The organism is Streptomyces sp. NPDC043680 (assembly GCF_056436685.1).
This window is the reverse complement of record NZ_JBWKCE010000013.1, coordinates 63,589-89,717: the sequence shown is the minus strand read 5'-3', so window position 1 is coordinate 89,717 and position 26,129 is coordinate 63,589. Positions and strand designations below refer to the sequence as shown.

General features: G+C 73.1%; 24 protein-coding genes and 2 pseudogenes. 15 read left to right on the top strand and 11 right to left on the bottom strand.

All coding sequences use genetic code 11. The features are described from left to right. The first annotated feature begins 51 nt into the window (after positions 1-51). A complete protein-coding gene (locus AC0666_RS24165) occupies positions 52-651 on the top strand; it encodes a transglutaminase-like domain-containing protein (protein WP_468964459.1) in 600 nt (199 codons plus the stop codon). Here the strand turns inward: AC0666_RS24165 and AC0666_RS24160 are convergent. Beyond that, positions 587-1,828 (bottom strand): MFS transporter, encoded by a 1,242-nt coding sequence (locus tag AC0666_RS24160; RefSeq protein ID WP_478708271.1) that lies wholly within the window; start codon positions 1,826-1,828, stop codon positions 587-589. The genes AC0666_RS24165 and AC0666_RS24160 overlap by 65 nt on opposite strands. Before the next feature lie 82 nt (positions 1,829-1,910). On the opposite strand from AC0666_RS24160, the gene AC0666_RS24155 reads away from it, so the two are divergent. Together AC0666_RS24155 and AC0666_RS24150 are read left to right on the top strand one after the other, a co-directional pair. Next, entirely contained in the window at positions 1,911-2,471 is a 561-nt protein-coding gene (locus AC0666_RS24155) for a CGNR zinc finger domain-containing protein (RefSeq protein WP_468964463.1), read from the top strand. A gap of 146 nt (positions 2,472-2,617) precedes the next feature. Beyond that, a pseudogene (locus AC0666_RS24150) lies at positions 2,618-3,833 on the top strand (alginate lyase family protein). 67 nt (positions 3,834-3,900) lie between these two features. On the opposite strand, the gene AC0666_RS24145 reads toward AC0666_RS24150, so the two are convergent. Next, positions 3,901-4,623: a lysophospholipid acyltransferase family protein gene (locus AC0666_RS24145; protein WP_361713297.1), complete on the bottom strand. Its 723-nt coding sequence runs from the start codon at positions 4,621-4,623 to the stop codon at positions 3,901-3,903. A gap of 284 nt (positions 4,624-4,907) precedes the next feature. On the opposite strand from AC0666_RS24145, the gene AC0666_RS24140 reads away from it, so the two are divergent. From AC0666_RS24140 to AC0666_RS24120, 5 genes are all read left to right on the top strand, one after another. Next, the gene (locus AC0666_RS24140) at positions 4,908-5,255 is read left to right on the top strand and encodes a thioredoxin family protein (protein ID WP_468579701.1); all 348 of its coding nucleotides are present in this window, start codon (positions 4,908-4,910) and stop codon (positions 5,253-5,255) included. A 246-nt stretch (positions 5,256-5,501) separates the two neighbouring features. Then, positions 5,502-6,062 carry a flavin reductase family protein gene (locus tag AC0666_RS24135; protein WP_478708270.1) on the top strand — a complete coding sequence of 187 codons (561 nt, stop codon included), beginning with the start codon at positions 5,502-5,504 and terminating at the stop codon, positions 6,060-6,062. Positions 6,063-6,264: 202 nt separating this feature from the next. Beyond that, positions 6,265-7,050 carry an electron transfer flavoprotein subunit beta/FixA family protein gene (locus tag AC0666_RS24130; RefSeq protein WP_478708269.1) on the top strand — a complete coding sequence of 262 codons (786 nt, stop codon included), beginning with the start codon at positions 6,265-6,267 and terminating at the stop codon, positions 7,048-7,050. Between the two features lie 62 nt (positions 7,051-7,112). Then, on the top strand, positions 7,113-8,075 hold the full coding sequence (locus tag AC0666_RS24125; protein ID WP_361713290.1) for an electron transfer flavoprotein subunit alpha/FixB family protein: 963 nt from the start codon (positions 7,113-7,115) through the stop codon (positions 8,073-8,075). 186 nt (positions 8,076-8,261) lie between these two features. Beyond that, complete coding sequence (locus AC0666_RS24120) at positions 8,262-9,560, top strand: DUF6986 family protein (protein WP_468964471.1); 1,299 nt, start codon at positions 8,262-8,264, stop codon at positions 9,558-9,560. Positions 9,561-10,050: 490 nt separating this feature from the next. Here AC0666_RS24120 and AC0666_RS24115 read toward each other — a convergent pair whose 3' ends face one another. After that, positions 10,051-11,037 carry a LacI family DNA-binding transcriptional regulator gene (locus AC0666_RS24115; RefSeq protein WP_468965397.1) on the bottom strand — a complete coding sequence of 329 codons (987 nt, stop codon included), beginning with the start codon at positions 11,035-11,037 and terminating at the stop codon, positions 10,051-10,053. A 201-nt stretch (positions 11,038-11,238) separates the two neighbouring features. Here AC0666_RS24115 and AC0666_RS24110 point away from each other — a divergent pair, with 201 nt between their 5' ends. Next, a complete protein-coding gene (locus AC0666_RS24110) occupies positions 11,239-12,279 on the top strand; it encodes an NUDIX hydrolase (RefSeq protein ID WP_478708268.1) in 1,041 nt (346 codons plus the stop codon). Between the two features lie 72 nt (positions 12,280-12,351). Here the strand turns inward: AC0666_RS24110 and AC0666_RS24105 are convergent, their stop codons facing one another. Together AC0666_RS24105 and AC0666_RS24100 are read right to left on the bottom strand one after the other, a co-directional pair. Continuing rightward, positions 12,352-13,035 carry an MBL fold metallo-hydrolase gene (locus tag AC0666_RS24105; RefSeq protein WP_468964474.1) on the bottom strand — a complete coding sequence of 228 codons (684 nt, stop codon included), beginning with the start codon at positions 13,033-13,035 and terminating at the stop codon, positions 12,352-12,354. A gap of 164 nt (positions 13,036-13,199) precedes the next feature. Beyond that, on the bottom strand, positions 13,200-14,564 hold the full coding sequence (locus tag AC0666_RS24100) for a M20/M25/M40 family metallo-hydrolase (protein WP_468964476.1): 1,365 nt from the start codon (positions 14,562-14,564) through the stop codon (positions 13,200-13,202). Between the two features lie 282 nt (positions 14,565-14,846). Here AC0666_RS24100 and AC0666_RS24095 point away from each other — a divergent pair, with 282 nt between their 5' ends. Further along, on the top strand, positions 14,847-16,145 hold the full coding sequence (locus tag AC0666_RS24095) for a geranylgeranyl reductase family protein (RefSeq protein WP_478708294.1): 1,299 nt from the start codon (positions 14,847-14,849) through the stop codon (positions 16,143-16,145). Positions 16,146-16,343: 198 nt separating this feature from the next. On the opposite strand, the gene AC0666_RS24090 is transcribed toward AC0666_RS24095, so the two are convergent. Next, on the bottom strand, positions 16,344-16,802 hold the full coding sequence (locus tag AC0666_RS24090) for a nitroreductase/quinone reductase family protein (protein ID WP_468964478.1): 459 nt from the start codon (positions 16,800-16,802) through the stop codon (positions 16,344-16,346). Positions 16,803-16,950: 148 nt separating this feature from the next. Here AC0666_RS24090 and AC0666_RS24085 point away from each other — a divergent pair, with 148 nt between their 5' ends. Beyond that, a complete protein-coding gene (locus AC0666_RS24085; RefSeq protein ID WP_468964480.1) occupies positions 16,951-17,649 on the top strand; it encodes a TetR/AcrR family transcriptional regulator in 699 nt (232 codons plus the stop codon). 608 nt (positions 17,650-18,257) lie between these two features. Beyond that, on the top strand, positions 18,258-18,746 hold the full coding sequence (locus AC0666_RS24080) for a hypothetical protein (protein ID WP_468579712.1): 489 nt from the start codon (positions 18,258-18,260) through the stop codon (positions 18,744-18,746). Positions 18,747-19,182: 436 nt separating this feature from the next. Here AC0666_RS24080 and AC0666_RS24075 read toward each other — a convergent pair whose 3' ends face one another. The 3 genes and pseudogenes from AC0666_RS24075 to AC0666_RS24065 form a co-directional block, all read right to left on the bottom strand. After that, positions 19,183-19,461, bottom strand: coding sequence for a zinc-ribbon domain-containing protein (locus AC0666_RS24075; protein WP_468964482.1), 279 nt, complete (start codon positions 19,459-19,461; stop codon positions 19,183-19,185). Between the two features lie 483 nt (positions 19,462-19,944). After that, the gene (locus AC0666_RS24070) at positions 19,945-20,487 is read right to left on the bottom strand and encodes a GNAT family N-acetyltransferase (RefSeq protein WP_468579713.1); all 543 of its coding nucleotides are present in this window, start codon (positions 20,485-20,487) and stop codon (positions 19,945-19,947) included. Between the two features lie 190 nt (positions 20,488-20,677). Further along, positions 20,678-21,417, bottom strand: a pseudogene (locus AC0666_RS24065) (maleylpyruvate isomerase family mycothiol-dependent enzyme). 37 nt (positions 21,418-21,454) lie between these two features. Between AC0666_RS24065 and AC0666_RS24060 the strand changes: the two are divergent. Both AC0666_RS24060 and AC0666_RS24055 read left to right on the top strand, forming a co-directional pair. Next, on the top strand, positions 21,455-22,138 hold the full coding sequence (locus tag AC0666_RS24060; protein WP_478708267.1) for an alpha-ketoglutarate-dependent dioxygenase AlkB family protein: 684 nt from the start codon (positions 21,455-21,457) through the stop codon (positions 22,136-22,138). A 44-nt stretch (positions 22,139-22,182) separates the two neighbouring features. Next, entirely contained in the window at positions 22,183-23,454 is a 1,272-nt protein-coding gene (locus tag AC0666_RS24055) for an ROK family protein (protein ID WP_468964488.1), read from the top strand. Between the two features lie 146 nt (positions 23,455-23,600). On the opposite strand, the gene AC0666_RS24050 is transcribed toward AC0666_RS24055, so the two are convergent. Further along, entirely contained in the window at positions 23,601-24,149 is a 549-nt protein-coding gene (locus tag AC0666_RS24050; protein WP_478708266.1) for an ATP-binding protein, read from the bottom strand. Positions 24,150-24,344: 195 nt separating this feature from the next. Here AC0666_RS24050 and AC0666_RS24045 point away from each other — a divergent pair, with 195 nt between their 5' ends. After that, positions 24,345-25,490 carry a PLP-dependent cysteine synthase family protein gene (locus AC0666_RS24045; RefSeq protein ID WP_468964491.1) on the top strand — a complete coding sequence of 382 codons (1,146 nt, stop codon included), beginning with the start codon at positions 24,345-24,347 and terminating at the stop codon, positions 25,488-25,490. Positions 25,491-25,628: 138 nt separating this feature from the next. On the opposite strand, the gene AC0666_RS24040 is transcribed toward AC0666_RS24045, so the two are convergent. Beyond that, entirely contained in the window at positions 25,629-26,129 is a 501-nt protein-coding gene (locus AC0666_RS24040) for an SRPBCC family protein (protein ID WP_468964493.1), read from the bottom strand.

The window sequence follows — 26,129 nt, the reverse complement described above, 5'->3', positions numbered from 1 at the left end:
CGGCTGCAAATCTATTGATTTGGGGTCGGAGGCATGCCTATGCTCGGACGTATGCAGCTGATCCAGCAGAACCCCGACATCCACGACTATCTGGGGTCTGACCAGGCCGTTGATCACTGGCATCAGCTGGTGCAGGAGACCGCGGAGACCCTGTGGTCCGCCACCGGAGATGCATACTCATACGCCAAGACCGCGTTCGAACTCGTGCGTGACACGATCCCGCACTCGGCGGACTCCGGGGATCTGCGGGTGGCCTGGCGGGCCTCCGACGTGCTGAGCACCCGCAACGGCATCTGCTACGCGAAGTCCCACGTGCTGGTGGCCCTGCTGCGGGCCCGGGGCGTCCCGGCGGGCTTCTGCTACCAGCGGCTCGCCGACGACGACGGTGCGAACCCCGCCGTGCACGGCCTGGTCGCCCTCCGGATGCCCTGCAGCAGCCGGTGGTACCGCCAGGACCCGCGCGGCAACAAGCCCGGCGTGGACGCCCAGTTCTCCCTGGACGGCGAGCAGTTGGCCTTTCCCGTACGGCCGGAGCTCGGCGAGGTCGACTACCCCGAGGTGTACGCCGCCCCGCACCCGGCCACGCTCAAGGCGCTCCAGGAGTCCGCCGACCGGCCCGAGCTGTGGCGGAACCTGCCGACGGCGCTGTAGCCGGCGCCGCGGGTACGGATCCCCGGGGGCGCGCCAGCAGGGCGTGCAGCAGGGCCGCCGCCAGGAGCAGGACGGAGATCCCGGCCAGCAGGGCCTGCGGCGGAGCTCCGGCGGTGACGCCGACCAGCGCCGCGCCGAGTGAGGCGGCGGTCAGTTTGAGGCCGGCCCCGAGGGTGAACACCTGGGTCCGGACGGCATCCGGGGCGTACTCCGAGCGGATCCGGAGCGTGGCCGTCAGCAGCGGCCCGTCGCACACGCCGGCCACCGCGAACAGCGCCGCCCCGACGGCGAGGGAGGGGCTGAAGGCGGCCGCGGCCAGGGCGGCCCCGGTCCCCGCCATGGCCCAGCGCGCCGACCGCCCCGGCTCGGCTGCCGTGATCCGGCCCAGGGTCAGCGAGCCCGCCAGCGCACCCAGGGCGAATGCGGTCATCAGCACGCCCCCGCCGCCCGGGCTGCCGAGCCGGGTGGCGAGCAGGACCGCGGTGGTGGTGAGCGAGCCGATGCCGAGGAAGGCCAGGGTCGTCGCGGAGGTGATCGCCCGCAGCTCCCGGATCCGCCACAGGGTCGCCAGACCGGCGCCCAGCCCGGCCCGCAGCGAAGCGGGCACCCGCTCTGCGCCGCCGTTCCCGTAGGGGAGCGTCGCGGCCAGGGCGGCCGCGAGGGCTCCGGCCAGCGCGAGCACGGCCATCGCGGGCGCGGCGGAGCCCAGCGCCGCGACCAGGCCGACCACCGCCGGAGCGGTGACCGCCGCGGCGTTGTAGGTGGCCGCGTCCCATGCATACGCCCGGTCGCGCCGGGCCCCCGCCGGGACCAGACCGGCGACCAGGCTGGACATTCCGCCCGTCACCATCGGCCCGCAGCTGCCGCCGAGCACCGCCGTGGCGAGCACCAGGGGCACCGGGGCCCGGCCGAGCAGCAGCGCGAGCGCCGCCACCGCACACGTGAACCCGGCCAGGGCGCCCACGTGGAACAGCCTCGGCCGGCGGGCCCGGGCCGCGGCCGCCCCGGCGAGCGGAGCCGCCAGCACGTGCGGGGCCAGCCAAGCCGTCAGCACGAAGGCCCCGTGCCCCGCGCTCCCGGTCCGATCCAGAGCGAGCAGGACCACCGCCAGGCCCATGCCTTCGGAGGCCAACCGCGCCGCCACTGCCGCCGCCAGGTACCGCCCGAAGCCGCCCATCCCCGAATCCCCTCCACGTTGGTAACGTGTTAGCGGTACAAGACGTTACGTCATCCGGGTGGAGTGCGGCAGGAGAGCGGCCATGACCGGTTCCGTGCAGGGCTTCTCGGCCGCCCGGCGGCTGCTCGACCTCGCCGAGGCGGTCCGGGCCGACCCCGGCCTCCCGCGCGGCGAGCTCGCGGCGCTCCTCACCCGGCACGGGGAGCGCCCGGCGGACCTCACGGAGCAGGAGTTCGGCGAGGCTGACGCGGCCGAACTGCGTTCCGCCGCCGCGCGGATGGCGGTGCTGCTCGCCGAGACCGACGAGGACCGTGCCGTCGGCGCCCTGAACGCGCTGTTCGAGCAGTACGCCACCCGGCCCCGCCTCACCCGGCACGACGGCCACCCCTGGCACCTGCACGTGGACCGGGGTGAAGAGGCCGGGTGGGGAGCCTGGTTCCTGGCCTCGGGCGCCCTGGCCCTGGCCGGGCTGCTCACCGAGCACGGGCGGATCGCCTGGGGGGCCTGCGCCGCGGAGGGGTGCGGGCGGCTCTTCCTCGGCGCCGGCCCCGGCAGCGCCCGCCGCTACTGCTCGACCGCGTGCGCCACCCGGGTGCGGGTGGCGGCGCACCGGAGGCGCAGGCGTGAGGAGCCGGGGCGCTGACGGGCCCGCGCCGGATTCCGCTGTCGTCGTCCGGTGTGGCGCCATCCGATAGGAAAGTTTCCTGTCGATAACGTTGTCACCTTGGCATGCTCATGAGTACGTTCGGTCAGGAAGTCCCGTCCCCTCACCTCCGACGGAGGCGCTTCATGCGTTACGGAGTTCCCATCGGGATCGCGGCCCTCGCCCTGGGCCTTGCCGCGGCACTCATGCCCACCCCCACCGCACAGGCCGGCCCCGCTGCCGCCGCCACCGTCCAACAGGCGGTGGTCCCGGCCGCGTTCACCCACCCCGGCGTCCTCACCAGCCGCCCCCAACTGGACTTCGTACGCGCCAGGGTGCAGGAAGGCCGGCAGCCGTGGAAGGGCGCGTTCGACGCCATGCTCGCGAGCCCGTACGCCTCGCTGTCGCGGACGCCCCGACCGCGTGCCGTCGTCGAGTGCGGCTCGTACTCCAACCCGGACATCGGCTGCTCCGACGAACGCGAGGACGCCATCGCCGCGTACACCGACGCCCTCGCCTGGTACCTCACCGGGGACACCCGGTACGCGAAGAAGTCGATCGAGCTGATGGACGCCTGGTCGGCGAAGATCAAGGACCACACCAACAGCAACGCCCCGCTGCAGAGCGGCTGGGCCGGCTCCACCTGGCCGCGCCGCCGCCGAGATCATCAAGCACGCGTACACCGGAGGCTGGCCGAACCAGGCGCGCTTCGCGGGCATGTTGCGCGAGGTCTACCTGCCCGAGGTGATCAACGGCCGGCCGAACAGCAACGGCAACTGGGAACTGATCATGATGGACGCCGCGGTCGGCATCGCGGTCCACCTCGACGACCGCACGAGCTACGACAAGGCCATGGCCGTCTACGTCGGCCGCGTCCCCGCTTACTTCTACCTGGCCTCTGACGGCGCGCAGCCCGCGTACCCGCCGCGCTCCGGCATCGACACCCGCAGCGAGCTCGTCGAGTACTGGCACGGCCAGAGCACCTTCGTGGACGGCCTGGCCCAGGAGACCTGCCGGGACTTCGGCCACACCGGCATGGGGATCGCGGCGACCATGCACGTCGCCGAGACCTCCCGGATCCAGGGCGTCGACTTGTATCCCCGGTTCAAGGACCGGTTCCGGCACGCGCTGGGCTTCCACGCGCAGTACGAACTCGGTGCGCCGGTGCCTTCCTGGCTCTGCGGCGGCAGCCTGAAGAGGGGCATCGGCCCCGCCACCGAGGTCGGCTACAACGCCCTGCACACCCGGCTGGGCATCGGCATGGAGAACACCCGCAGGCTCACCGAGGGCCGGCGTCCGGCGGGCACCGAGAACCACTTCGAGGCGTGGGAGACCCTGACCCACGCCGACAACCCGAACTGACGGCCTGACCGCGTACGGCCCCGGCGCCTGGCGGGACCGTACGCTCATCCGTCCCAGAGGTGGGGACTCAGCCCGCTTCCTTGACCTGGGCGGCCGTCGGCGCGGTTCCCCCCAGGTGGGCGGGCAGCCACCAGGCGTCCTCGGCGTCCTTCGGCGTGGCCGGGTAGGCGCGCTGCGCCGCCTCCAGCAGCTCCTGGACCCGCTCGCGCAGGCGGCGGGTGATCGCCCCGGCGTACTGGTCGGTCGGCGCCTCGATGGGCTCGCCGACCCGCATCGTCACAGGGATGTGGCTGCGCTTGAGGTTCTTCGGGCGGCCCTTGGTCCACAGCCGCTGGGTTCCCCACAGCGCCACCGGGATCAGCGGGACGCCGGCCTCCTGGGCCATCCGAGCCGCACCCGACTTGAAGCTCTTGAGCGTGAAGGACTGGGAGATCGTCGCCTCCGGGAACACGCCGATGATCTCCCCGGAGCGCAGGGAGTCGAGGGCGTGCTCGTAGGCGGTCTCACCCTGCTTGCGGTCCACCGGGATGTGCTTCATCGCGCGCATCAGCGGTCCGGAGACCCTGTGCCGGAACACCGACTCCTTCGCCATGAAGCGCACCAGGCGCTTCTGCGGCCGGGCCGTCAGGCCGGCGAAGATGAAGTCGAGGTAGCCGATGTGGTTCGACACCAGGACCGCCCCGCCCTTGCGCGGGATGTTCTCGGTGCCCTTCATGTCGATACGGATGTCCAGCGCCCGGAAGAGGGTGTGCGCGGCGCCGATCACCGGGGGATAGACGAGCTCAGCCATGCTGGGGGGACCCCGCTTTCTGCCTGGGGAGGTTCTCCCGGCCGGAAGTTACGGCTGCGTAGGTACGCAGCCCTTGGGGATCGTGCCCCAAACGCGGGCTGGTAGCCAGCCCAGACCCTTGTACCCGGAGAGATTCTTGTCACGCGGGGAATGCAGAGCGTGTCCCGGGCGCTCGGATCAGCGTACGAACGTAGGACGATGGTGCGGCAACCGGGGTCCCGTGAGAACGACGGACGCCGGCGAGGAAACGACGGACACCGGCGACGGCGGCGAGGGGAGCAGCGGTGCGCGAGGACGGGACCGGGCGCGGGCGGGGCGCCGGCGGGGGACGGCTGGGCGCCGCCGAGCTGGGCGCGGAGCCGGGGGAGCGGGCCAGCCTGGTGCAGTTCTCCAGCGCGTTCTGCCAGCCCTGCCGGGCCACCCGGCGGATCCTCACCGAGGTGGCGGAACTGGTCGACGGAGTCGAGCACATCGAGATCGACGCCGAACAGAACCTTGAGCTGGTCCGCGCCCTCGGCATCGAGAAGACACCCACCGTGCTCGTCCTGGACGCCGCGGGCCGGATCGTGCGGCGGGCGGCCGGGATGCCGCGCAAGGCCGACGTGATCGCCGCGCTGGGCGCCGCCGTATGACCGGAGCGCCGGTGCACACGCCCGCACACACCGTGACGCGCCTCGCATCTGCCCGCCGCGGCTTGACTGTGTACACGGGTGATCGCCAGGCTGGCGGCATGCGGTACGAACTCCTGCTGTACGGACGGGTCCACGTGGACCTCGTCCGCCACGCGAGCGCGCGCTGTCGGGGCCACTGAACGGATCCGACACCCGAACCGACCGCGCCCGCGTCCGCCGCCCCGTGCGGCAGAAGGAAGCCTTCCCATGACGGCCTCGACGGCCCACACCACCTCGTCCGCACTCGCCTCCCCGCCCCCGGCGCCGTCCCCGCCCTCCGGCTCGGCGCAGCCCGGTTCGCCCGACCTGCTGCGCTCCGTCTTCCGGCGGCACGCGGCGGGCGTCGCCGTGATCACCGCCGAGGACGGCGGCCGGCCGGTCGGCTTCACCGCGACCTCGCTCAACTCCGTCTCCGCCGATCCGCCCCTGCTGTCCTTCACCATCGCCACGGGGGCTTCCACATGGCCCGCGATACGCGACTCCGATTACCTGGGCGTCCACATACTCGGCGAGCACCAGCGTGACCTGGCCGGCCTGTTCGCCCGCAGCGGAGCCGACCGCTTCGGGCCGGCCACCGGGTGGGCCCCGGGCCCGCACGGGGTCCCGCTGCTGGACGGCGTCCTGGCGTGGCTGGTGTGCCGCGTCGTGGCGAGGGTTCCGGCCGGCGAGCACCGGGTGATCATCGCGGAGGCGGTTGCCGGGGACCCGGCCGGGGAAGGTCGTCCCCTGCTGTACCACCAAGGTCGCTTCAACGCGTTGCGCGACTGAATCGTCCCTGCTGGGGCGGGTTAGGGCGGCGTTGGACAGATCACAGCTCACCGGCCTTGCCTCCTGGGGGCACCCAGGGTGTACTGACGAGTAACATTCCCTTCGGAGCGCGGGCCGCCCCGACCGGGATCCGCCCGACAAGGCGCCTATGCTGCCTGCACAAGGCGGTATCAGAAAAAGACGATGCGGTAGGAGAGCCGGCGTGAGCCTGAGGATCGTTGTCTGTGTGAAGTACGTGCCCGACGCCACCGGCGACCGGCACTTCGCCGATGACCTGACCGTCGACCGCGACGACGTGGACGGTCTGCTGTCGGAGCTCGACGAGTACGCCGTCGAGCAGGCGCTGCAGATCGCCGACGAGGCCGACGACGCCGAGATCACCGTCCTGACGGTGGGCCCCGAGGACGCCAAGGACGCGCTGCGCAAGGCGCTGTCCATGGGTGCCGACAAGGCCATCCACGTCGAGGACGACGACCTGCACGGCACCGACGTCATGGGCACCTCGCTCGTGCTCGCCAAGGCGATCGAGAAGGCCGGCTACGACCTGGTCATCACCGGCATGGCCTCGACCGACGGCACCATGGGCGTCCTCCCGGCGATCCTGGCCGAGCGCCTGGGCGTCCCGCAGGTCACCCTGCTCTCCGAGGTCAAGGTCGAGGACGGCACCGTGACCGGCCGCCGCGACGGCGACACCGCGAGCGAGCAGCTGGAGGCCCCCCTCCCGGCGCTCGTCTCGGTGACGGACCAGTCGGGCGAGGCCCGCTACCCCTCCTTCAAGGGCATCATGGCCGCCAAGAAGAAGCCGGTGGAGTCCTGGGATCTGGAGGAGCTGGAGATCGAGGCCGACGAGGTCGGTCTGGAAGGCGCCTGGACCAAGGTGGACTCCGCCGCGCAGCGTCCGGCCCGCACCGCCGGCACGATCGTCAAGGACGAGGGCGAGGGCGGCAAGCAGCTGGCCGAGTTCCTGGCCGGTCAGAAGTTCATCTAAGAGCTTCAGCCGACACCCTCTCGATCGCCCCCTGACTACTTCGCATTCGCAGGAGCATTCCCATGGCTGAAGTCCTCGTCTACGTCGACCACGTGGACGGCGCCGTCCGCAAGCCCACCCTTGAGCTGCTGACCCTGGCCCGCCGCATCGGCGAGCCCGTCGCCGTCGCCCTCGGCGCCGGCGCCGAGAACACCGCCGCCGCGCTCGCCGAGCACGGCGCGGTCAAGGTCCTCACCGCCGACGCCCCCGAGTTCGCCGAGTACCTCGTCGTTCCGAAGGTGGACGCGCTGCAGGCCGCGTACGACGCCGTTTCCCCGGCCGCCGTGCTCGTCCCGTCCTCCGCCGAGGGCAAGGAGATCGCCGCGCGCCTGGCGGTCCGCATCGGCTCCGGCATCATCACCGACGCCGTCGACCTGGAGGCGGGTGACGAGGGTCCGGTCGCGACGCAGTCCGCGTTCGCCGCGTCCTTCACCACCAAGTCCCGCGTCTCCAAGGGCACCCCGGTCATCACCGTCAAGCCGAACTCGGCTCCGGTCGAGGCCGCCCCGGCCGCCGGCACCGTCGAGGCGCTCGCCGTCACCTTCGGCGCCCTGGCCACCGGCACCAAGGTCGTCTCCCGCACCCCGCGCGAGTCGACCGGCCGCCCCGAGCTGACCGAGGCCGCGATCGTGGTCTCCGGTGGCCGCGGCGTCAACGGCGCCGAGAACTTCCACATCATCGAGGAGCTCGCGGACTCCCTCGGTGCCGCCGTCGGCGCCTCGCGCGCCGCCGTCGACGCCGGCTGGTACCCGCACACCAACCAGGTCGGCCAGACCGGCAAGTCGGTCTCCCCGCAGCTGTACATCGCCTCCGGCATCTCGGGCGCGATCCAGCACCGGGCCGGCATGCAGACCTCGAAGACCATCGTGGCCATCAACAAGGACGCCGAGGCCCCGATCTTCGACCTGGTCGACTACGGCGTGGTCGGCGACCTCTTCACGGTCGTCCCGCAGCTGACCGAGGAGATCAAGGCGCGCAAGGGCTGATCTGCGCTTCTCTAGGGGCTGACCTGCCCTTCTCCGAGGCCCCGGGGCCGTGTGGTGATTCTCACCGCACGGCCCCGAGTCGTTTGCCCGGCACGGCGGAGGGACCATTGACTGAGCGGAACCACGTGACTAAATTCTGCTATACGGATCTGAGTTTCCGTGAAGCGGAAAAGAGGAGAGTGCACGATGGGTCAGCAGGAGAAGGTGGCAACGAGCCTCGCAGGCGCGGTCAGCGAGGGCATCAGCGCCTCCCTCGCCCCGGTGGACGCGGAGCTCGCGCGCCACTACCCGGGCGACCCCGGCACCCGGCAGCCCATCCACACCGTCTACGTGCCCGGCGACGTCTTCGCCGCGGACACCCTCCGCTCCTGGGGCGACCAGGCCCTCGCGGCCCTCGACGAGCACGCCCCGGACGCCGCCACCTTCGCCAAGGTCCTCGGGATCTCCGACGAGCTGGCCGTCCCCGTCTACGACCGCGTACGGGCCAAGCTCGCCTCCGAGCCGATCGAGGACCTCCGCGTCGACTTCGAGGACGGCTTCGGCGTCCGCTCCGACGAGGAGGAGGACCAGGCCGCCGCCCGCGCCGCCCGCCTCGTCTCCGAAGCCTTCGCCAACGGCACGAACGCCCCGTACATGGGCATCCGCATGAAGTGCATGGAGTCCAACGTCCGCGACCGCGGCATCCGCACCACCGACATCTTCCTCACCGGCCTGCTGGAGCACGGCGGCCTGCCCGAGGGCCTCGTCCTGACCCTGCCCAAGGTCACGTACGCCGAGCAGGTCACCGCCTTCGTCAAGCTGCTGGAGGCCTTCGAGACCGCCCGCGGCCTGCGCCCGGGCCGGATCGGCTTCGAGATCCAGATCGAGACCAGCCAGTCGATCGTCGCCTCCGACGGCACCGCCACGGTGGCCCGGATGATCGAGGCCGCCAAGGGCCGCGCCACCGGCCTGCACTACGGCACCTTCGACTACAGCGCCTGCGTGGGCGTCTCCGCCGCGTACCAGTCGAGCGACCACCCCGCAGCCGACCACGCCAAGGCGATCATGCAGGTCGCCGCCGCCGGCACCGGCGTACGCGTCTCCGACGGCTCGACGAACGTCCTGCCGATCGGCACCACCGAGCACGTCCACGAGGCCTGGAAGCTGCACTACGGCCTCACCCGCCGCGCCCTGGCCCGCGCCTACTACCAGGGCTGGGACATGCACCCGGGCCACCTCCCGACCCGCTACGCGGCGGTCTTCACCTTCTACCGCGAGGGCCTCGAAGCCGCGGCCGCGCGCCTGAAGGCGTACGTCGCCAAGATCGAGGGCGACGTGATGGACGAGCCCGCCACGGCCAAGGCCCTGGCCGGCTACCTGGTCCGCGGCCTCGACTGCGGCGCGGTGGGTACCGAGGAGGTCACCGCCCTGACCGGCCTGACCCGCGCCGAACTGGACGCCTTCGCCATCCCGCGCCGCTCGGCGACGCTGACGGCGACCGCCTGATCCGACGTGCCGGGCATCCGCTGCCCGGCACGGCCACCCGCTGCCCGGCACACGCCTCCTCGTGCGCCGGGCAGCGGCATACCCGGCGCCAGGGACGGCAGCCCGGGGGCCGGCCCGGGGCCAGGGGCGCGAGAGACCGGTCCGGATGGGAGGGGCTCGGGAGGGGGGCGGGGTGGTCGGGCCTGCCCGGATGGGTCCCGGTAGCGGGAGCGGGGCTGGAGGGGGTGGGGGCCTGCGGAGAGGAGGGGGCCCCGGTGGTGGTCGGTGGCACGGACGGCGGCGGGAGCCGGAAGGCCGCCTGTGTGTGGGGTCCTGCATGACCACCACCGGGCCCGGCCCTCCTCTTCTCGCAGGTTTCTGCCCCGGCCGGCCACAACCCGCCTACAGGGCCCGATTCCGACCGGCCGGCCCTTCTCCTGAACCCCCTCGGACACGCCGGTCACGGAGCTCGTGGGGCATCGGCCCGGACGGCGTCCGACGCACCCAACCGTCAAGCCGCCGGGGGCAGTTCGCCCGAGCCGCGGGGGACCAGGCGGGTGGGGAGTTCGATGCGGGTCGCGGGAAGGGCGGCTCCCGACAGGCGTTGGAAGAGGCGGTCCGTGGCCACCCGGCCCAGGGCCGCCGCGTCCTGGGCCACCACCGTCACGCCCGGGCGCAGCAGATCGGCCAGTTCGAAGTCGTCGAAGCCCACCAAGGCCACCGGCCGCGGATGGTGCGCAAGGACCCGTACCACCGTCACCGTGACCCGGTTGTTCCCCGCGAAGACGGCCGTGACCGGGTCCGGGCCCGTCAGCATCGTCCGCGCCGCTGCCGTGACGCGCTCCGGGGCCGTCGGCCCGAGCGAAACCCAGGCGTCCTCCACCGCCAGTCCGGCCTCCGCCATGGCCGCACGGTAGCCCCGCAGGCGTTCGGTGGCCGTGTGGATGCGCGGGTGGTCGCCGATGAAACCGATCCGGCGATGACCGCCCGCGATCAGGTGCGCGACCCCGTCCCGGGCGCCGCCGAAGTTGTCGGACAGGACCACGTCCGCCTCGATCCGGCCGGCCGGGCGGTCCACGAACACCGTGGCCACCCCCGCCCGGATCTCCGGCTCCAGATAGCGGTGGTCGTCCCCGGCCGGGATCACGATCAGCCCGTCCACCCGGCGTGCGCACAGCGCGAGCGCCAACTCCCGCTCGCGGTCCGGGTCCTCGGCACTGGAGCCGTTGATGAGCAGCGCGCCGTGGGCCCGGGCCACCTCCTCCACCGCCCGGTTCAGCGGCCCGTAGAAGGGGTCCGCGAGGTCCTCCAGGACCAGGCCCACGGTGGCGGTCCGGCCCTTGCGGAGCACCCGCGCGCTGTCGTTGCGGCGGAAGCCGAGCGCCTCGATGGCCTCCTCGACCCGTCTGACGGTGTCAGCGGTGACCCCCGGCTCGCCGTTGACCACCCGTGACACGGTCTTCAGGCCGACGCCCGCGCGGGCCGCGACGTCCTTCATGGTCGGCCGGTTGCCGTAGCGGGGATCGGACGGACGACGGGTGTGCGGCACGGTACGCAAACCTCCCAGGGCAACGGGCACGACGACGGGCACGGCTGTGACCTTGAGGATAAGCACTGGGCCGGGGAGCGGGTTTCCGTGGCAGGGTGATGCGGGCAAGCCACTGGGGGCTCCGGACGAGCCATGGGGAGAGGGGTAGACGTGATTGTCTGGATCAACGGCACATTCGGCGCCGGGAAGACCAGCACGGCCCGCGAACTGACCGGAATCCTGCCGGACAGCACCCTGTACGACCCGGAGCTCATCGGTGACACGCTGCGCCGGCTCCTGCCGCACAAACGCCTCGCGGAGGTCTCCGACTACCAGGACCTGCCGAGTTGGCGGCGCCTGGTGGTGGACACGGCCGCCGCGATGCTCTCCGAGGTGGGAGGGGTGCTCGTGGTGCCGATGACGCTGCTGCGTCAGGAGTACCGCGATGAGATCTTCGGCGGGCTCGCCGCGCGGCGGATACCGGTGCGGCATGTGCTGCTCGCCCCCGCGGAAACGATCCTGCGGGAGCGGATCGCCACCCGGGAGGAGCCGGGTGCCCCGGAGGTGGTGGACGTACGGGTGCGGCAGTGGGCGTACGACCACATCCCGGTCTACCAGCAGGCGTTGGGCGGCTGGCTGACGGCCGACGCGCACGTCGTGGACAACGGCCGCCTGACGGTGCGGGAGACGGCCGAGCGGATCGCCGAGGCCGTGCGCACGGATGCGGCCGGCGTCTGCGACATCGTGCAGACGCCGGAGCCGACGCGGGAGACGGTGGCGGCGGGCGTGCTGCTGTTCGACGACGAGGACCGGGTGCTGCTGGTCGATCCGACGTACAAGCCGGGCTGGGAGTTCCCGGGCGGAATCGTCGAGGCGGGAGAGGCACCGGCCCGTGCGGGGGTGCGGGAGGTCGCGGAGGAACTCGGCGTCGCGCTGGAGCGGACACCGGGGCTGCTGGTGGTCGACTGGGAGCCACCGGCCCCTCCGGCGTACGGGGGGCTGCGGATGCTGTTCGACGGCGGAAGGCTGTCGGAGCGGGCGGCGGCCGGGCTGCGGCTGCCGGGGCCGGAGTTGCGGGAGTGGAGGTTCGTGACGGAGGAGGAGGCGGGCGCGCTGCTGCCGCCGCAGCGGTACGAGCGCTTGCGCCGGGCGCTGCGAGCCCGTGAGGCGGGGCGCCCGGCCTACCTGGAGGCGGGCCGTCCCACGCCGTAGCACCTCGTGGCCCGGCCCGGCCCGGCCCGGGCCCGCCCGCCGTCGGTGGCTTCCGGCGGCGGGCGGCCGGCGTCAGGCGGCGGCCTCGGCGAGGGTCGTGGCGGCGTCCGCCGTGAGCGGATCGCCGTGGCCGAAGCACGCGAGGGTCGGGGACAGTGCGGCGAGGCGCCGGAAGGAGTCCTGCGCCTGGGCCCGGTCCACGTTGAAGACGCCCAGCATCACCTGCCCCACTCCCGCGATGCAGTCACCGGCGAACAGCACGCCGTGGCGCGGCAGATGGATGCCGATGCTGCCCGGGGTGTGGCCGGGGGCGTGGACCACCACCGCCCCGTCGCCGAAGGGGAGCACCTCGCCGTCCTCCAGCTCCCGGTCGACGCGGGTCGGCGGGGCCTCGGGCACGGTCTTGGCGTGCTCCCAGTAGGGCAACTCCCAGTCCAGCAGCACCGGTTCGGGCACGGGCCGGTCGCCCCGGATCACGGGCGCGTCCAGTCGGTGCGCGAGGACGCGGGCGCCGTGGCGGGCGGCGAGCTCGCCGGCGGCCCCGACATGGTCGCCGTGGCAGTGGGTCAGGACGATCCGCTCCAGCCGTTCCGGCCGCAGCCCGAGGGAACGTATCGCCTCTTCAATGGCGTCCGCCGAGCCGGCGTGGCCCGCGTCGACGAGGGTGAGGGCTTCGCCGTCCTGCCAGAGATACGCCTGGCCGATCGGGAAGCGGAGCATGTGGAGCCGGCCCGGGATGACTTCTACAAGATCCATACGGCGAGCGTACGAGCGGACGCCCGCGCGGGGCCCCCGACTTCGCCGGGAGCGGAGTACGCCCAGGGCGCACTCCGCCCCGGGCGTACATCCGGACATGCCGTGCAGCCGTGCAGCCGTGCAGCCGTACACGCCTCACGCGCGCACGCGCACCGACTGCGGGGTCAGCCCCGCTTGGACTCCGCGTAGTTGACGAGGAAGAGGGCCTCCGCGACGGAGAGGCGCTCCAGCTCCTGCGGCGAGACGCTCTCGTTCACCGCGTGGATCTGCGCCTCCGGCTCGCTCAGCCCGATGAGCAGCATCTCCGCCTGCGGGTACAGCGACGTCAGCGTGTTGCACAGGGGGATCGAGCCGCCCATGCCGCTGATCTGCATCTCCTGGCCGTCGTACGCCTCCCGCAGGGCCGCCGCCATCGACGCATACGCCGGGCTGCTCGTGTCGGCCTGGAACGGCTGGCCCTGACCCACGACTTCCAGCTCCAGGCGCGCCTTCCACGGCGTGTGCGCCAGGAGGTGGGCCTCCAGCAGCTTGATGGCCTCGGCGGTGTCCACGCCCGGCGGCACGCGCAGGCTGATCAGCGCGCCGGCGCTCGCGTGCACCGACGGGGTCGCGCCGACCACCGGCGGGCAGTCGATGCCCAGCACCGTCACCGCGGGCCGGGCCCACAGGCGGTCCGCGACCGTGCCCTCGCCGATCAGCTCGACGCCGTCCAGGACGCGTGCGTCGGAGCGGAAGTCCTCCTCCGGGTACTGGAGCCCCTCCCACACCGCATCCGAGGCCAGCCCGTCGACCGTCGTGGAGCCGTCCGCCGCCCGCAGCGAGTCCAGTACACGGATCAGCGCGGCCAGCGCGTCGGGGGCGACACCGCCGAACATGCCGGAGTGCAGGTTGCCGGCCAGCGTGTCGATCTTCACCTTGATCAGGGTCATCCCACGCAGCGTGGCCGTCACCGTCGGCAGGCCGAGGCGGAAGTTGCCCGCGTCGCCGATGACGATCGTGTCGGCGGCCAGCAGCTCCGGGTGGGCCTCGGCGTACCGCTGGAGGCCGCCGGTGCCCTGCTCCTCCGAGCCCTCGACGATCACCTTCACGCTCACCGGCACCCCGCCGTTCGCCTTCAGGGCGCGCAGCGCGAGCAGGTGCATGATGAACCCGCCCTTGCAGTCCGCCGCGCCGCGCCCGTACCAGCGGCCGTCGCGCTCGGTCAGCTCGAAGGCCGGGGAGGTCCAGGCGGCGTCGTCCAGCGGCGGCTGAACGTCGTAGTGGGCGTAGAGCAGGACGGTCGGGGCGCCCTCGGGGCCGGGCAGGAACCCGTACACCGACTGCGTGCCGTCAGGGGTGTCGAGCAGCGCCACGTCCTGGAAGCCCTCGGTGCGCAGCGCGTCCGCCACCCAGTTCGCGGCGGCCTCGCTCTCGCTGCGGGGGAACTGCGCGAAGTCCGCCACCGATTGGAAGGCCACCAGCTCGGCCAGCTCCTGCTTGGCGCGGGGCATCAGCGAGGCGATGGTCTCGGCGACCGAATTCGGCGACATGGGCACGCTCCTCATGGGTGCGACGTTGTTCTACGTGTACGCCGCCCGATCCGCGTGGTGCGCGTATACCGGGTACGGCGGGAGACGGTCCCGATCCTCGCACAGCAGGACGAGCGGAACGCGCGCCGTAGGATTTCCCCGGCATCGGAGCAACCGCATGATCAGGAGCAGCAGCACATCGTGAGCAGCGACGAAAGCACCGTCGGCGGGTCCGGCGCAGCAGAGCAGGGCGCTCAGGGGGCGGGCGAGGACAGGGCCGGGGGGACCGGCGAGGTCTGGGACGTGGTGGTGGTCGGGGCCGGCCCGGCCGGCGCCTCGGCCGCACACGCGGCGGCGACGGCGGGGCGGCGCGTCCTGCTGCTGGAGAAGGCCGAGCTGCCCCGGTACAAGACCTGCGGCGGTGGGATCATCGGCCCGTCGCGCGACGCCCTGCCGCCGGGCTTCGTGCTGCCGCTCCAGGACCGGATCCATGCGGTCACCTTCTCGCTGAACGGGAAGCTGACCCGGACCCGCCGCGCGAAGCACATGCTGTTCGGGCTCATCAACCGGCCCGAGTTCGATGCCGGTCTCGTCGCGGAGGCCGAGAAGGCCGGCGCGACGGTGCGTACGGGTACGGCCGTCGCGCGCGTCGAACAGCACGGGGCGGCGGTGCCCGACCGGCGGACCGTCGCCGTGGTTCTGTCGAGCGGGGAGACCGTGCTGGCCCGGGCCGTGGTCGGTGCGGACGGCAGCGCGAGCCGGATCGGCGCGCACGTCGGGGTCGAGATGGAGCAGGTGGATCTCGGTCTGGAGGCGGAGATCCCCGTTCCGGAGACGGTCGCCGAGGACTGGAAGGGACGGGTGCTCATCGACTGGGGCCCGCTGCCCGGCAGCTACGGCTGGGTCTTCCCCAAGGGGGACACCCTCACCGTGGGTGTCATTTCGGCCAAGGGAGAGGGCGCGGCCACCAAGCGGTACCTGGAGGACTTCATCGCCCGGCTGGGCCTGGCCGGTTTCGAGCCGTCCATCTCCTCCGGCCACCTGACGCGGTGCCGCACGCCCGAATCGCCGCTCTCGCGCGGCCGGGTGCTGGTGGCGGGCGACGCGGCCGGACTGCTGGAGCCGTGGACCCGGGAGGGCATCTCGTTCGCCCTGCGCTCGGGCCGGCTGGCGGGGGAGTGGGCCGTGAAGATCTCCGAGGCGCAGGACGCGGTGGACGCGCGGCGCCAGGCCCTGAACTACGCCTTCGCCATCAAGGCCGGCCTGGGCGTCGAGATGGGGGTCGGGCGGCGGATGCTGACCCTCTTCGAGGCGAAGCCGGGGCTCCTGCACGCGGCGATCACCGGCTTCCGCCCGGCGTGGCGGGCCTTCGCCCGGATCACCCGGGGTTCGACGACGCTGGCCGACCTGGTGCGGACGTACCCGCTGGCCCGCAAGGCGCTGCACGTGCTCGACGGCCGCCAGGCGCGCGGCCGGGCGCAGGCGGCGGACCGGGGCGCGGGTGCGGGTGCCGTCTCGGGCGAGGGCTCGGGCTCGGGCGTGGGCTCGGGCTCGGGCTCGGGTCAGGGTTCGGGGGCCGGCCGGGGCGAGGGTCAGGGCTGAGGCCGGGCGGCTGCGGGCCGGGGCCGGGGCGGGGGCTGGGGCCCGGCGGCCCAGGCCCGGCGCTGCGGCAGGGGCGCTGCGGCCAGGGGCCTTTCGGGGCGTGTGGCACAGGGGCGGGCGGCAGTCCTCTCCTCTCCGGGGTGGGTGCCGGTGGGGCCGCCTCCGGCCGGCGGTACGTGGCGTGGTCGCGGCGGGCGGTCAGTTCGACACCGTGAGGGCGAAGACGGGGTGGTCGTCGGCCACGGCCTGGAGCTCCGCGTCGGAGGACTCCGCCGAGACGCCCTGGAAGAACTGGTTGACCTGCCAGCCCCACCTCTCCAGGTAGGCGCGGATCACCGGGGCCTTCTGGGCGGGGTCGGTGAGTTCGACGACCGTGAAGGTCCGCACCTTGCGTCCCACGCGGAGCTCGCCGCCGCCCGCCGCCCGCATGTTGCGGACCCACTGGGAGTGGCCGCGCGCCGAGACCAGGTACTGCTGTCCTGCGTAGGCGTGCGGGTTCACCGGGATCCGCTGCATCTGGCCGGACTTGCGTCCGCGCACCGACAGTTCGGCGGAGCCGGCCAGGCTGACACCGAGGCGGGCGAGCTTCCCGAAGAGCGAGTTGAAACGGGTGGCGAGCGGGCCGGCCTGGACGTAGTAGGGGGAGCGGGCGGTCATGACGGCCTCCGGAAGCGATTTGGAGAGCGGTGCTCTCGCTTGAGATCAGTGTGCACGGATTGATGCACCAAAGCAAGAGCACTGCTCTCGACTTGGATCGCTGCTGCTCGTTGTGGGCGCTGCTCTCCCTGCATGGCACACTGAACGCATGAGTACCGTGCGCGGGGCCCGGGAACGGGCCCGCATCGAGGTGACCGCCGCCATCAAGGACGAGGCCCGCCGCATGCTCGCGGCCGAGGGCGCAGCCAAACTCTCGCTGCGCGCGGTGGCCAGAGAGCTGGGCATGGTCTCCTCGGCCCTCTACCGCTACTTCCCCAGCCGCGACGAGCTCCTCACGGCGCTGATCGTCGACGCCTACGACAGCGTCGGCGCCGCCGCCGAGGAGGCGGACGCCCGCGCCCTCGCCGCAGCCGCCCTGCCCCGCGCGCGCTGGGTCGCGGTCTGCGAGGCCGTACGGGCCTGGGCGCTGGAGCATCCGCACGAGTACTCCCTCATCTACGGTTCCCCGGTGCCCGGCTACAGCGCCCCCGTGGACACGGTCGGCCCCGCCTCCCGCGTCGGCAACACCCTCATCGGCGTCGTCCGGGCCGCCTACGAGGGCCGCGGGCTCGCCCTCCCGCCCCTGCCCGCCGCCCTGCGCCCCGAGGCCGTCCGCATGACCGCGGACTTCGCCCAGGGCCTGCCCCCCGAGGCCACTGCGTCCCTGGTGGCAGCCTGGGCGCAGTTGGCGGGCTTGATCTCCTTCGAGCTGTTCGGCCAGTTCAACCGCGTAGTCGAAGACCGCGACACCTTCTTCACGCACGCGGCGACCCAACTCGCCCACGCCGTCGGCCTCCCCACCACCTGACTCCAAGAGCCGACAACGCCTGCCCGCCCCCGGCGCCGTGCGTCCGGCGCACGCCGTCGCCCCCCGGAGCCCCCTCGCGGCCGGGCGCGCCCCTGCCCGTCGGCGGGTCCCGCGCCCGGGTCGCGTCCGCACGCCGCGACCCAACTCGCCCACACCGCGGCTTCCCCACCGCCTGCCCCCACCGCCTGCCCCCAACGCCGGCGGCGCCTGGCTGCCGCCCGCAGCGCACCCGCAACGCACCCGCCCCCGGCGCTCTGGGTCCGGTGCGCAGGCGCCCCCTCGCTGCCGGGCGCGCCCCGCCCGTCAGCCTGTCCTGCGCCCGGTCGCGCCTCACGCCGCCACGCAACGCGCCCACAACGTCGGCCTTCACCCGCTGACCCCCACCGCCAACGGCGCCTGCCGCCGTCGACGCCGTGAGTCGCGCCGTCGGCCCCCCGGAGCCCCCTCGCGGCCGGGCGCGCCCCCACTATTCGCCTCTGGCTTCGCTCGTGATCCGCCGGATAGTCATTAACGGAGTGACGCGCCGGGCTGGGGCGGGGGAGGTTGTGTCATCGCCGTGGACCGGGCCGGCCGCACCGCTCGCTTCCGGGGTGGCACACTCCTGCCCTGTGGCTGACATAACGACTCAAGTGGTGCCTGTGGCCTCCGCCCTTGCGGCAGTCGCCCTGACGCTCGCAGGCAACATGTACGTGGAGCGGAGCAAGTGGCGGCGGGCCCGGTACGCCGAGCAGGAAGCCAGGTCGCTCCAGTCGTACACCGACCTGCTGCAGGCGGCCACGGACATCGCACGCACGCTCCGGCAGACGGCTGAGCATCTGGACGAGGGTCGCGAGGTCGACATGCAGGAGGTTGTCGCGGTTGTCGACGGCCACATAGGCCACGTGCGGCGGCAGGGGACAGTAGTGCGCCTGGTGGGGCCGCGTAGCGCCTTCGACCTCGTCAAGTCGTTGGAAGACCAGGTCGCCCCTCTCTACCGGCTGCTCGCCGAGGTCGCACGGTCGCGCGACGGTTCTGCTCTGGTCGAGCCCGCCAGGCGGTTGATGAGGACGCGGGACGCGATCACCGATCATTTGAGGGAGGTCGGAGGCCTTACCTGAACCGACCCATCGGGCAGGTCCTGGTGGGGGAACAAGATCCGGGCGACGACCCTGCCGGCCGGTTTGCCTCTGCCCGTCGGGCGTCGGGCGTCGGGCGTCGGGCGTCGGGGCGTCGTGCACCGGCCCGTCGGGCGGTCGCATGCGGGCCCCCGCCCGCTGGCTGCCATGGCCGCCGGGCGGCCCCACGTCGGCTGCGCGGTCTCGTCCGCTGGCCGGGGGAGCCCGAGCGCCCTCGCCCGGTGCCCCACGCGTGAGGGGTGCGGGTTCCCCGAGGCGCCCCGTGGCGCCCCGGCCGCCGGGCGTTGAGGAGCCGCGTGGTCCTGCCCCTGTGGGCGGGCGGATCCGGATCCCTACCCGCCGGCTGCCGCGGCCGTCGGCCGGTCGGAGCGGTAGCGTCTCGACGTCGGCGACTGTCAGCTCCAGGGTGCTCGTACGGCTACCGCGAGTGCCCGTACGCCTCGGCGCCGGCAGCGCCTGCGGCCTGCGCCTGCGCCTGCGACTGCTGGGCCCACTCCTTGGGCACCTCCTGCTCCAAGCCGCAGAACGTGCACTGCGTCGCATACCTCGTCGAGACGGGGAACAGCGGCACGAAGAACAACGTGAACTTGGTGACGTGCTTCGTGATCGTGTGCGCGGCGGGGTTGCCGCAGTGACGGCACGTCAGCGTGAGTATCGCGAGTTGGTACAGGTATACCTTGGTGCCAAAGATGATCATGAGTTCGGCCCTTCTGGGTTCAGTGCCCACCGCCGGGCGGGAGACGCTGACCGGGATCCTCTCTCCCATTTTCCCAGGCAGCCCCCAGGACCGCCCAGGCACCCGACCGCACCGCGGATGAGCCCTGACCAGGTGTTTCGGTGCCGGAAACCCCTTGTGCCGCACGTCGCCGTGGGTGCACGTCCCACACCCACCGCCAGGTGAGTGCCCCCTGACCGGCTCGGGGGCCGCTGCCATGGCACCCCGGCACGGCCGGCCCGCCACCACCCCGGTCAAAACGATCCCGGATGGCCTCCGACCACTGAGGGCATCGGGCCCACTCGGCTAGTGCTGTGACCGGAAAGGTCCACCGGGTCTCGCCGCCCGGCACGGCACCTCGCTGCGTTGTCGGACCGCGCAAGTACGTCCGGTACGAGCCGCGGGCCTCCGCCTTGCGATGCACCGCACCGGACAACGCGACCCGGCAAACCTTCGGCCACAGCACTAGACCTTCGAGTCCTGCTTCCACTCCTGGACGAGGAGCCCGAGCAGTACCTCGTCGAGGAACTCGCCCATCACCCAGGCCGAGGAGCGCAGCACGCCCTCGCGGACGAAGCCGTTGCGCTCGGCGGAGCGCAGCATCGCGGTGTTGTCCGACAGCGTCTCGATCTGCAGCCGCTGCAGGCCGCGCACGATGAAACCGTAGTGGCACAGCACCGCGACCACGTCCGTGCCGTAGCCCTTGCCGCGGGCGGACGGCAGCAGCCCCAGTCCGACGTGCGCGGACCGGTGGTGGTTGTCGATGCCCCACAGCGTCGCGGTGCCGACGAGCGTCCCGCCGTCCAGCTCCACCACGGAGAACTGGACGCTGCCCTGCTCCTTGTCGTCCACCACCAGCCGCGGATCATTCGAGCCGGGCGTGATCGGCCGCCACGGCCTGCTCTCGGCCCGCGAGGAGTTGACCACGTCGTCGTAGAGCTCGGCCCGCAGGATCGGGATGTCTTCCTCGTGCCGGGCCCTGAGCCCGACCTTGCTGCCTCGTAGCATGCGAGCTTCCTATCCGGCCGGACTGGCCGGCGGCAAACCAATAAGCGGTCGCCTCATGAGTGTTCGGCCTCGCGCTCGTCGCGCGGCGCAGACGGTGGCATCCGGTCAGTGAGGACCCCGTCGTCCGAGGCCGGGCGCCCCCGCCCCGGAGGCGGGCCGGCCTCGGACGCCGGGGTCGGCCGGTACGGGCTCAGATGCCGGCGGTTTCGGTCCACAGGCGGCCCAGGGCCTGGTCACCGGTCACCTCGGGGCCGGACAGGGGAAGGCGGTTCCAGAGGGCCGCGTACAGCCAGGACGCCTCGCCGGTCACCTCGCAGTCCGCGGGGCCCGCGTCGCCGAGCACCGTGCGGGGCGGTTCCTGGGACAGGTGCACGGTCCACACCGCGCCGGTGTCGGCGGCGCGGATCCGCAGGACCCGCGGCTCCTCCGTCCGCACCCGGCTGCGCGGGCGGGCGTGGAAGCCGACGAGCAGCTCGTCCACCCCGTCCTCGGCGAACTCAGCGGTCACCGGCCCGTACACCGCGCCGAGCGCCGCCTCCGCGTCCATCCGGTGCACCGCGGTCTCGTGCGCCTGGCGCCGTGCCCAGAAGGCCAGCGGCGAGGGCGCGGCCGTCGGCAGGAAGGTCCAGCATTGGACGTCGGCCGGGGCGTCGGTCAGCGTGCGCACCAGCGCCCGGTGGCCCTCCCGGAACCATGCCAGCAGCTCCGCTCCGACCAGTTCCGGCGCCTGCGGGAACGGCGCGGGCTCCAAGGCCGCGTCCCGTACGAAACCGGCCGCCCACCGGTGCACCGCCCCCGTGTGCCGCAGCAGATCGGCAACACGCCACTGCGGACAGGTGGGCACGGAGTGTCCGTACCCGCCCGCTCCGCCACGTCGGCGAGCAACTCGCCTTCCCGCGTCAGGGTTTCCACATAGTCGATGATCTTCATGCGGGCAGTGTCGCAGCCGCCTACGACAATGGGGAGCATGAATGGGAAACTCTTCCCGCGCGAGCGGACCGAGATCGCCCCGGGTGCCGTGCACGTGCCGGACTGGCTCGCTCCCGAGCGCCAGCGCGAGCTGCTCGCGGCCTGCCGGGCGTGGGCCCGCCCGCCCGCCGGGCTGCGTACGGTGCACACCCCGGGCGGCGGGACGATGACCGCCCGCCAGGTGTGCCTCGGTCTGCATTGGTATCCGTACGGGTACGCCCGCACCGCCGTCGACGGCGACGGGGCGCCGGTCAAACCGATGCCCGACTGGCTCGCCCAGCTGGGGCGGGAAGCGGTGGCCTGCGCCTACGGCCGCGGCGACACGGCCCCGGCGGCCGAGGCGGCCTATGACATCGCGCTGATCAACTTCTACGGCGGTGACTCCCGCATGGGCATGCATCGCGACTCCGACGAGAAGTCCGGGGCTCCGGTCGTCTCGCTCAGCCTCGGCGACGGCTGCGTGTTCCGCTTCGGCACCACCGCCTCGCGGGGCCGCCCCTACACGGACGTGGAGCTGCGCAGCGGGGATCTGTTCGTCTTCGGAGGCCCGGCCCGCCTGGCCTACCACGGGGTGCCGAAGGTCATGCCCGGCACCGGCCCGGCCTGGCTCGGGCTCGCCGGGCGGCTGAACCTCACCCTGCGCGTCAGCGGCCTTGACCTGCCCGGAGCGCCGCCCGGCTGATCGGCGGCGCCGCGCACCCCACCGATCATGCGAGGATCGCTGTCATGAACGGCAACGGGGCCCCGCAGCGGGTGGGGGAAGTGACCACCGCGTCCACCGCGTCCACCGCGTCCACCAGGACGAAACTGGAGCGGGGCCGCGGCGCCCTCGGCCCGGCGCTGGAGCTCGTCCACACCGGCCGGGCCCCGACCCGTGCCGTCCTGACCGCCGAGCTGGGCGTCACCCGGGCGACCGCCGGGGCCGTGGCCGCCGAACTGGAGGCCCTGGGACTGATCCGCGTCGACTCCCGCCCCGGCGGGGCGGGCGGCGGGCAGGGCCGGCCCTCGCACCGGCTCTCCATCGACGAGAACGGCCCGGTGGCCCTGGCCGCGCAGGTGCACGCCGACGGGTTCCGGGCCGCGCTGGTCGGACTCGGCGGCCGGATCGTCGCCACCGCCCCCGGCAAGGTCACCGTCTCCGCCGATCCGGCACAGGTCCTCGGCGCCGTCGTCGAAGCGGGCGCGGCGCTGCTCGCCGAGACCGGTCGGCGCTGCGTCGGCGCGGGACTCGCGGTTCCGTCGGCGGTCGCGGAGCCGGAGGGCACGGCCCTCAACCCGCTGCACCTGGCCTGGCCGGCCGGTGCTCCCGTACGGGCGGTCTTCGCCGAATGCGTGAAGGCGGCCGGGATCGACGGCCCCGCGCTCACCGGGAACGACGTCAACCTGGCGGCCCTCGCCGAGCACCGCCACGGCGCGGGCCGCAGCGCCCAGCACCTGCTGTGCGTGGCCACCGGCCACCGCGGGGTGGGCGGGGCGCTGGTCCTGGACGGCCGTCTGCACAGCGGGAGTTCCGGCCTCGCCCTGGAGGTGGGCCACCTCACCGTGAACCCGGAGGGGCGGCCCTGCCACTGCGGCGGCCGCGGCTGCCTCGACGTGGAGGCGGACCCGCTGGCCTTCCTCACCGCGGCGGGCCGCACCCCCGGCCCCCGGGTCTCGCTGCTCCAGCAGGCCCGTGACCTGTTGCGCGAGGAGTACGCGCAGCCTTCGGTACGGGCCGCCGCCGAGGAGCTCATCGACCGGCTCGGCCTGGGCCTGGCGGGCCTGGTGAACATCCTGAACCCCGACCGGATCATCCTCGGCGGCCTGCACCGCGATCTCCTTCAAGCCGACCCGGAGCGGCTGCGCGCGGTGGTCGCGGACCGCAGCCTGTGGGGACGCAGCGGGGGAGTGCCGATCCTGCCCTGCACGCTCGACCACAACAGCCTGGTGGGCGCCGCGGAGCTGGCGTGGCAGCCGGTGCTCGACGACCCGCTGGGCACCCTGGGCGCGGCGGCCTGACCCAGGCCGGTGCGCTGGGGCGCCCGGCGTCGATACGAGCCGCGGTGGTACGCGGCGGTAGCGGTGCGAGCGGTGGCTGCGGGGGTCGCGGTGGCTACGGGGGCCGTGGCGGCTGCCGGCTCGTGGCGGCTGCGGCGGCGGAACCGCTACCCGGGCCCGGCACCGACCGACGCCGCCACCGACAGGCCGGTCGGGACGGCTTCCGGGTCCACGGCGACGATCGCGGTCGCCGCGGGCTCTCGTACGGGCTTGGAACCGATGCGCACCGGGCGCTGTGGCGCCGCCGGTGCGGGGGCGGCGCGGAGGGAGAACCACACCACCTTGCCCGGGCCGTCGTCCTGGTGGCGCGCGCCCCAGGCCTCGCTGACCGCCGCGACGAGCGCGAGTCCGCGCCCGCAGGTCTCCAGTGTGTCGGCGGCCGCCTCGCGCAGGACCGGAAGCCGCGGATCGCTGTCGATCACCGAGACCGTCAGGCGCCCGAGGCGGAGTTCGATCTCGACCGTGCAGGTCTTGTCCGGCTGCGCATGACGGTGGACGTTGCTGAGCAACTCCGTCACGCCGAGCGCAGCCCGGTCTATGAGCGGGTCGAGCTGCCAGTGGCGCAATTGCGCGCATACGATCCGGCGGATCTGTCCGATCCGGGACGGCAGGGCCTGCAGTTCGACGACGCAGTGCCTGCGGGAATGACTGATCACGGCTGCGACTCCCCGACATGAGTGTTACGGGTGCTGCACCCTCGGTAATACCCCAGGGTCACCCACGGTGCCCGTGTATGCAACCGAACGCGATCGAAAGCGATCCGCATGGATACCCAAAGTGACCGTTTGTGCAGGTGAGGGAGGTACATTGCGAAAGCAGGGGGCGAAGAAACGCACGAAGGAGCACGGCGCATGAGCACCACAGCTACCACCGGTACCTCCGGTACCGCGGTCACGACGGTTGACGTCGACCGCAGCGACGCGGACTACCGCGCCTGGCTGAAAGAGGCCGTCCGCAAGGTCCAGGCCGACGCCAACCGCTCCGCCGACACGCACCTGCTGCGCTTCCCGCTCCCCGAGGCGTGGGGCATCGACCTCTACCTCAAGGACGAGTCCACGCACCCGACGGGCTCCCTCAAGCACCGCCTCGCGCGCTCGCTGTTCCTCTACGCGCTGTGCAACGGCTGGGTCCGCCCCGGCCGCCCGGTCATCGAGGCCTCCTCCGGCTCGACCGCGGTCTCCGAGGCGTACTTCGCCAAGCTCATCGGCGTCCCGTTCATCGCCGTCATGCCGCGCACCACCAGCCGCGAGAAGTGCCGCCTGATCGAATTCCACGGCGGGGAATGCCACTTCGTGGACGACCCGATGAAGATGTACGAGGAGTCGGCGGACCTCGCGGCGCGCACCGGCGGTCACTACATGGACCAGTTCACGTACGCCGAGCGGGCCACGGACTGGCGCGGCAACAACAACATCGCCGAATCGATGTACCAGCAGCTCCGCTTGGAGCGGTACCCCGAGCCCGCCTGGATCGTGGCGACCGCCGGGACCGGCGGCACGTCCGCGACCATCGCGCGCTACGTGCACTACATGCAGCACGACACCCGGGTCTGCGTCCCCGACCCGGAGAACTCCTGTTTCTTCGACGGCTGGACCGGCAACGACCCCGACGCGAGCAGCGATTGCGGCTCGCGCATCGAAGGCATCGGCCGACCGCGGATGGAGCCGAGCTTCGTGCCGGGGGCCATCGACCGGATGATGAAGGTCCCGGACGCGGCGAGCGTCGCCGCGTGCCGCGCGCTGGAACAGGCCATCGGTCGCAAGGCGGGCGGCTCGACCGGCACGGGCGTGTGGAGCGCACTGAAGATCATCTCGGAGATGGTCACGGAGGGCCGCACCGGCAGCGTGGTCACCCTGCTGTGCGACGGGGGCGAGCGGTACCTCGACAAGTACTACTCGGACGAGTGGCTGGCCGCGCAGGGCCTGGACATCGCCCCGTACGCGAAGACGATCGAGACCCTGCTGACCACGGGCGTCTGGCGCGAACCCGCGGCCTGACCGCAGGCCCGGCTCCCGCCCCCCTGTGGCGCGGCGCCCGGCCGGTGATGGGGGTCCGGCCGGTGACGGGGGTCCGGCCGGCAGCGGGGCCCGTCCGGGCCCCGCGCGTCTCACCGCCCGTGCCTCATCGCCCGTCCCTCACTGCTCGTGGCCCGCCGAACGCTGGGCCGGCAGGCGGGCGTCCAGCGCGCGGACGGCCGCGCGGAAGGAGTGCCCGAGGCCAGGTCGGGCGGCGCTCAGGGCGAGACGGAACGCCGCCGAGCCGTCCGCGGCGAACGTCCAGCGGACGCGGGTGCCGGAGCCCGCGTCGGCGGGGGTGAGCCGCCACTCCTCCAACAAGGCCCGGACGCCGGGCACATTGGTCTCGTCGACGCGGTACGCGTAGCGCTGCTCGGGATCCGCGGCCATGATCGTCTCCTGGAAGCGGACACCGCCCAGCAGCCTGATCTCCCGGCCCGCCCCGCCGTGCGTCGGCCGGGCCAGGGTCACCGCCCGGAACCAGCGCGGCCAGCCCTCGACCTCCTCGGCCAGTGCCCGGTAGACGGCCTCCGGTGCGGCGGCCGTCCGGGTGGCGAAGGTCAGGCGTACCGGGGCGTCCTCGGTGAAGTCCAGCCCCACCGGGCGGAGTCGGCGAGCCAT

What these genes read in the sequence shown, in the direction of transcription:
- AC0666_RS24100 (WP_468964476.1), bottom strand. Translation starts at nt 14,564, where the DNA reads ATGTCGCCGAATTCGGTCGCCGAGACCATCGCCTCGCTGATGCCCCGC.
- AC0666_RS24070 (WP_468579713.1), bottom strand. Translation starts at nt 20,487, where the DNA reads ATGCTACGAGGCAGCAAGGTCGGGCTCAGGGCCCGGCACGAGGAAGAC.
- AC0666_RS24085 (WP_468964480.1), top strand. Translation starts at nt 16,951, where the DNA reads ATGAGTACCGTGCGCGGGGCCCGGGAACGGGCCCGCATCGAGGTGACC.
- AC0666_RS24045 (WP_468964491.1), top strand. Translation starts at nt 24,345, where the DNA reads ATGAGCACCACAGCTACCACCGGTACCTCCGGTACCGCGGTCACGACG.
- AC0666_RS24125 (WP_361713290.1), top strand. Translation starts at nt 7,113, where the DNA reads ATGGCTGAAGTCCTCGTCTACGTCGACCACGTGGACGGCGCCGTCCGC.
- AC0666_RS24055 (WP_468964488.1), top strand. Translation starts at nt 22,183, where the DNA reads ATGAACGGCAACGGGGCCCCGCAGCGGGTGGGGGAAGTGACCACCGCG.
- AC0666_RS24135 (WP_478708270.1), top strand. Translation starts at nt 5,502, where the DNA reads ATGACGGCCTCGACGGCCCACACCACCTCGTCCGCACTCGCCTCCCCG.
- AC0666_RS24165 (WP_468964459.1), top strand. Translation starts at nt 52, where the DNA reads ATGCAGCTGATCCAGCAGAACCCCGACATCCACGACTATCTGGGGTCT.
- AC0666_RS24145 (WP_361713297.1), bottom strand. Translation starts at nt 4,623, where the DNA reads ATGGCTGAGCTCGTCTATCCCCCGGTGATCGGCGCCGCGCACACCCTC.
- AC0666_RS24090 (WP_468964478.1), bottom strand. Translation starts at nt 16,802, where the DNA reads ATGACCGCCCGCTCCCCCTACTACGTCCAGGCCGGCCCGCTCGCCACC.
- AC0666_RS24115 (WP_468965397.1), bottom strand. Translation starts at nt 11,037, where the DNA reads ATGAAGGACGTCGCGGCCCGCGCGGGCGTCGGCCTGAAGACCGTGTCA.
- AC0666_RS24060 (WP_478708267.1), top strand. Translation starts at nt 21,455, where the DNA reads ATGAATGGGAAACTCTTCCCGCGCGAGCGGACCGAGATCGCCCCGGGT.
- AC0666_RS24160 (WP_478708271.1), bottom strand. Translation starts at nt 1,828, where the DNA reads ATGGGCGGCTTCGGGCGGTACCTGGCGGCGGCAGTGGCGGCGCGGTTG.
- AC0666_RS24120 (WP_468964471.1), top strand. Translation starts at nt 8,262, where the DNA reads ATGGGTCAGCAGGAGAAGGTGGCAACGAGCCTCGCAGGCGCGGTCAGC.
- AC0666_RS24155 (WP_468964463.1), top strand. Translation starts at nt 1,911, where the DNA reads ATGACCGGTTCCGTGCAGGGCTTCTCGGCCGCCCGGCGGCTGCTCGAC.
- AC0666_RS24075 (WP_468964482.1), bottom strand. Translation starts at nt 19,461, where the DNA reads ATGATCATCTTTGGCACCAAGGTATACCTGTACCAACTCGCGATACTC.
- AC0666_RS24040 (WP_468964493.1), bottom strand. Translation starts at nt 26,129, where the DNA reads ATGGCTCGCCGACTCCGCCCGGTGGGGCTGGACTTCACCGAGGACGCC.
- AC0666_RS24105 (WP_468964474.1), bottom strand. Translation starts at nt 13,035, where the DNA reads ATGGATCTTGTAGAAGTCATCCCGGGCCGGCTCCACATGCTCCGCTTC.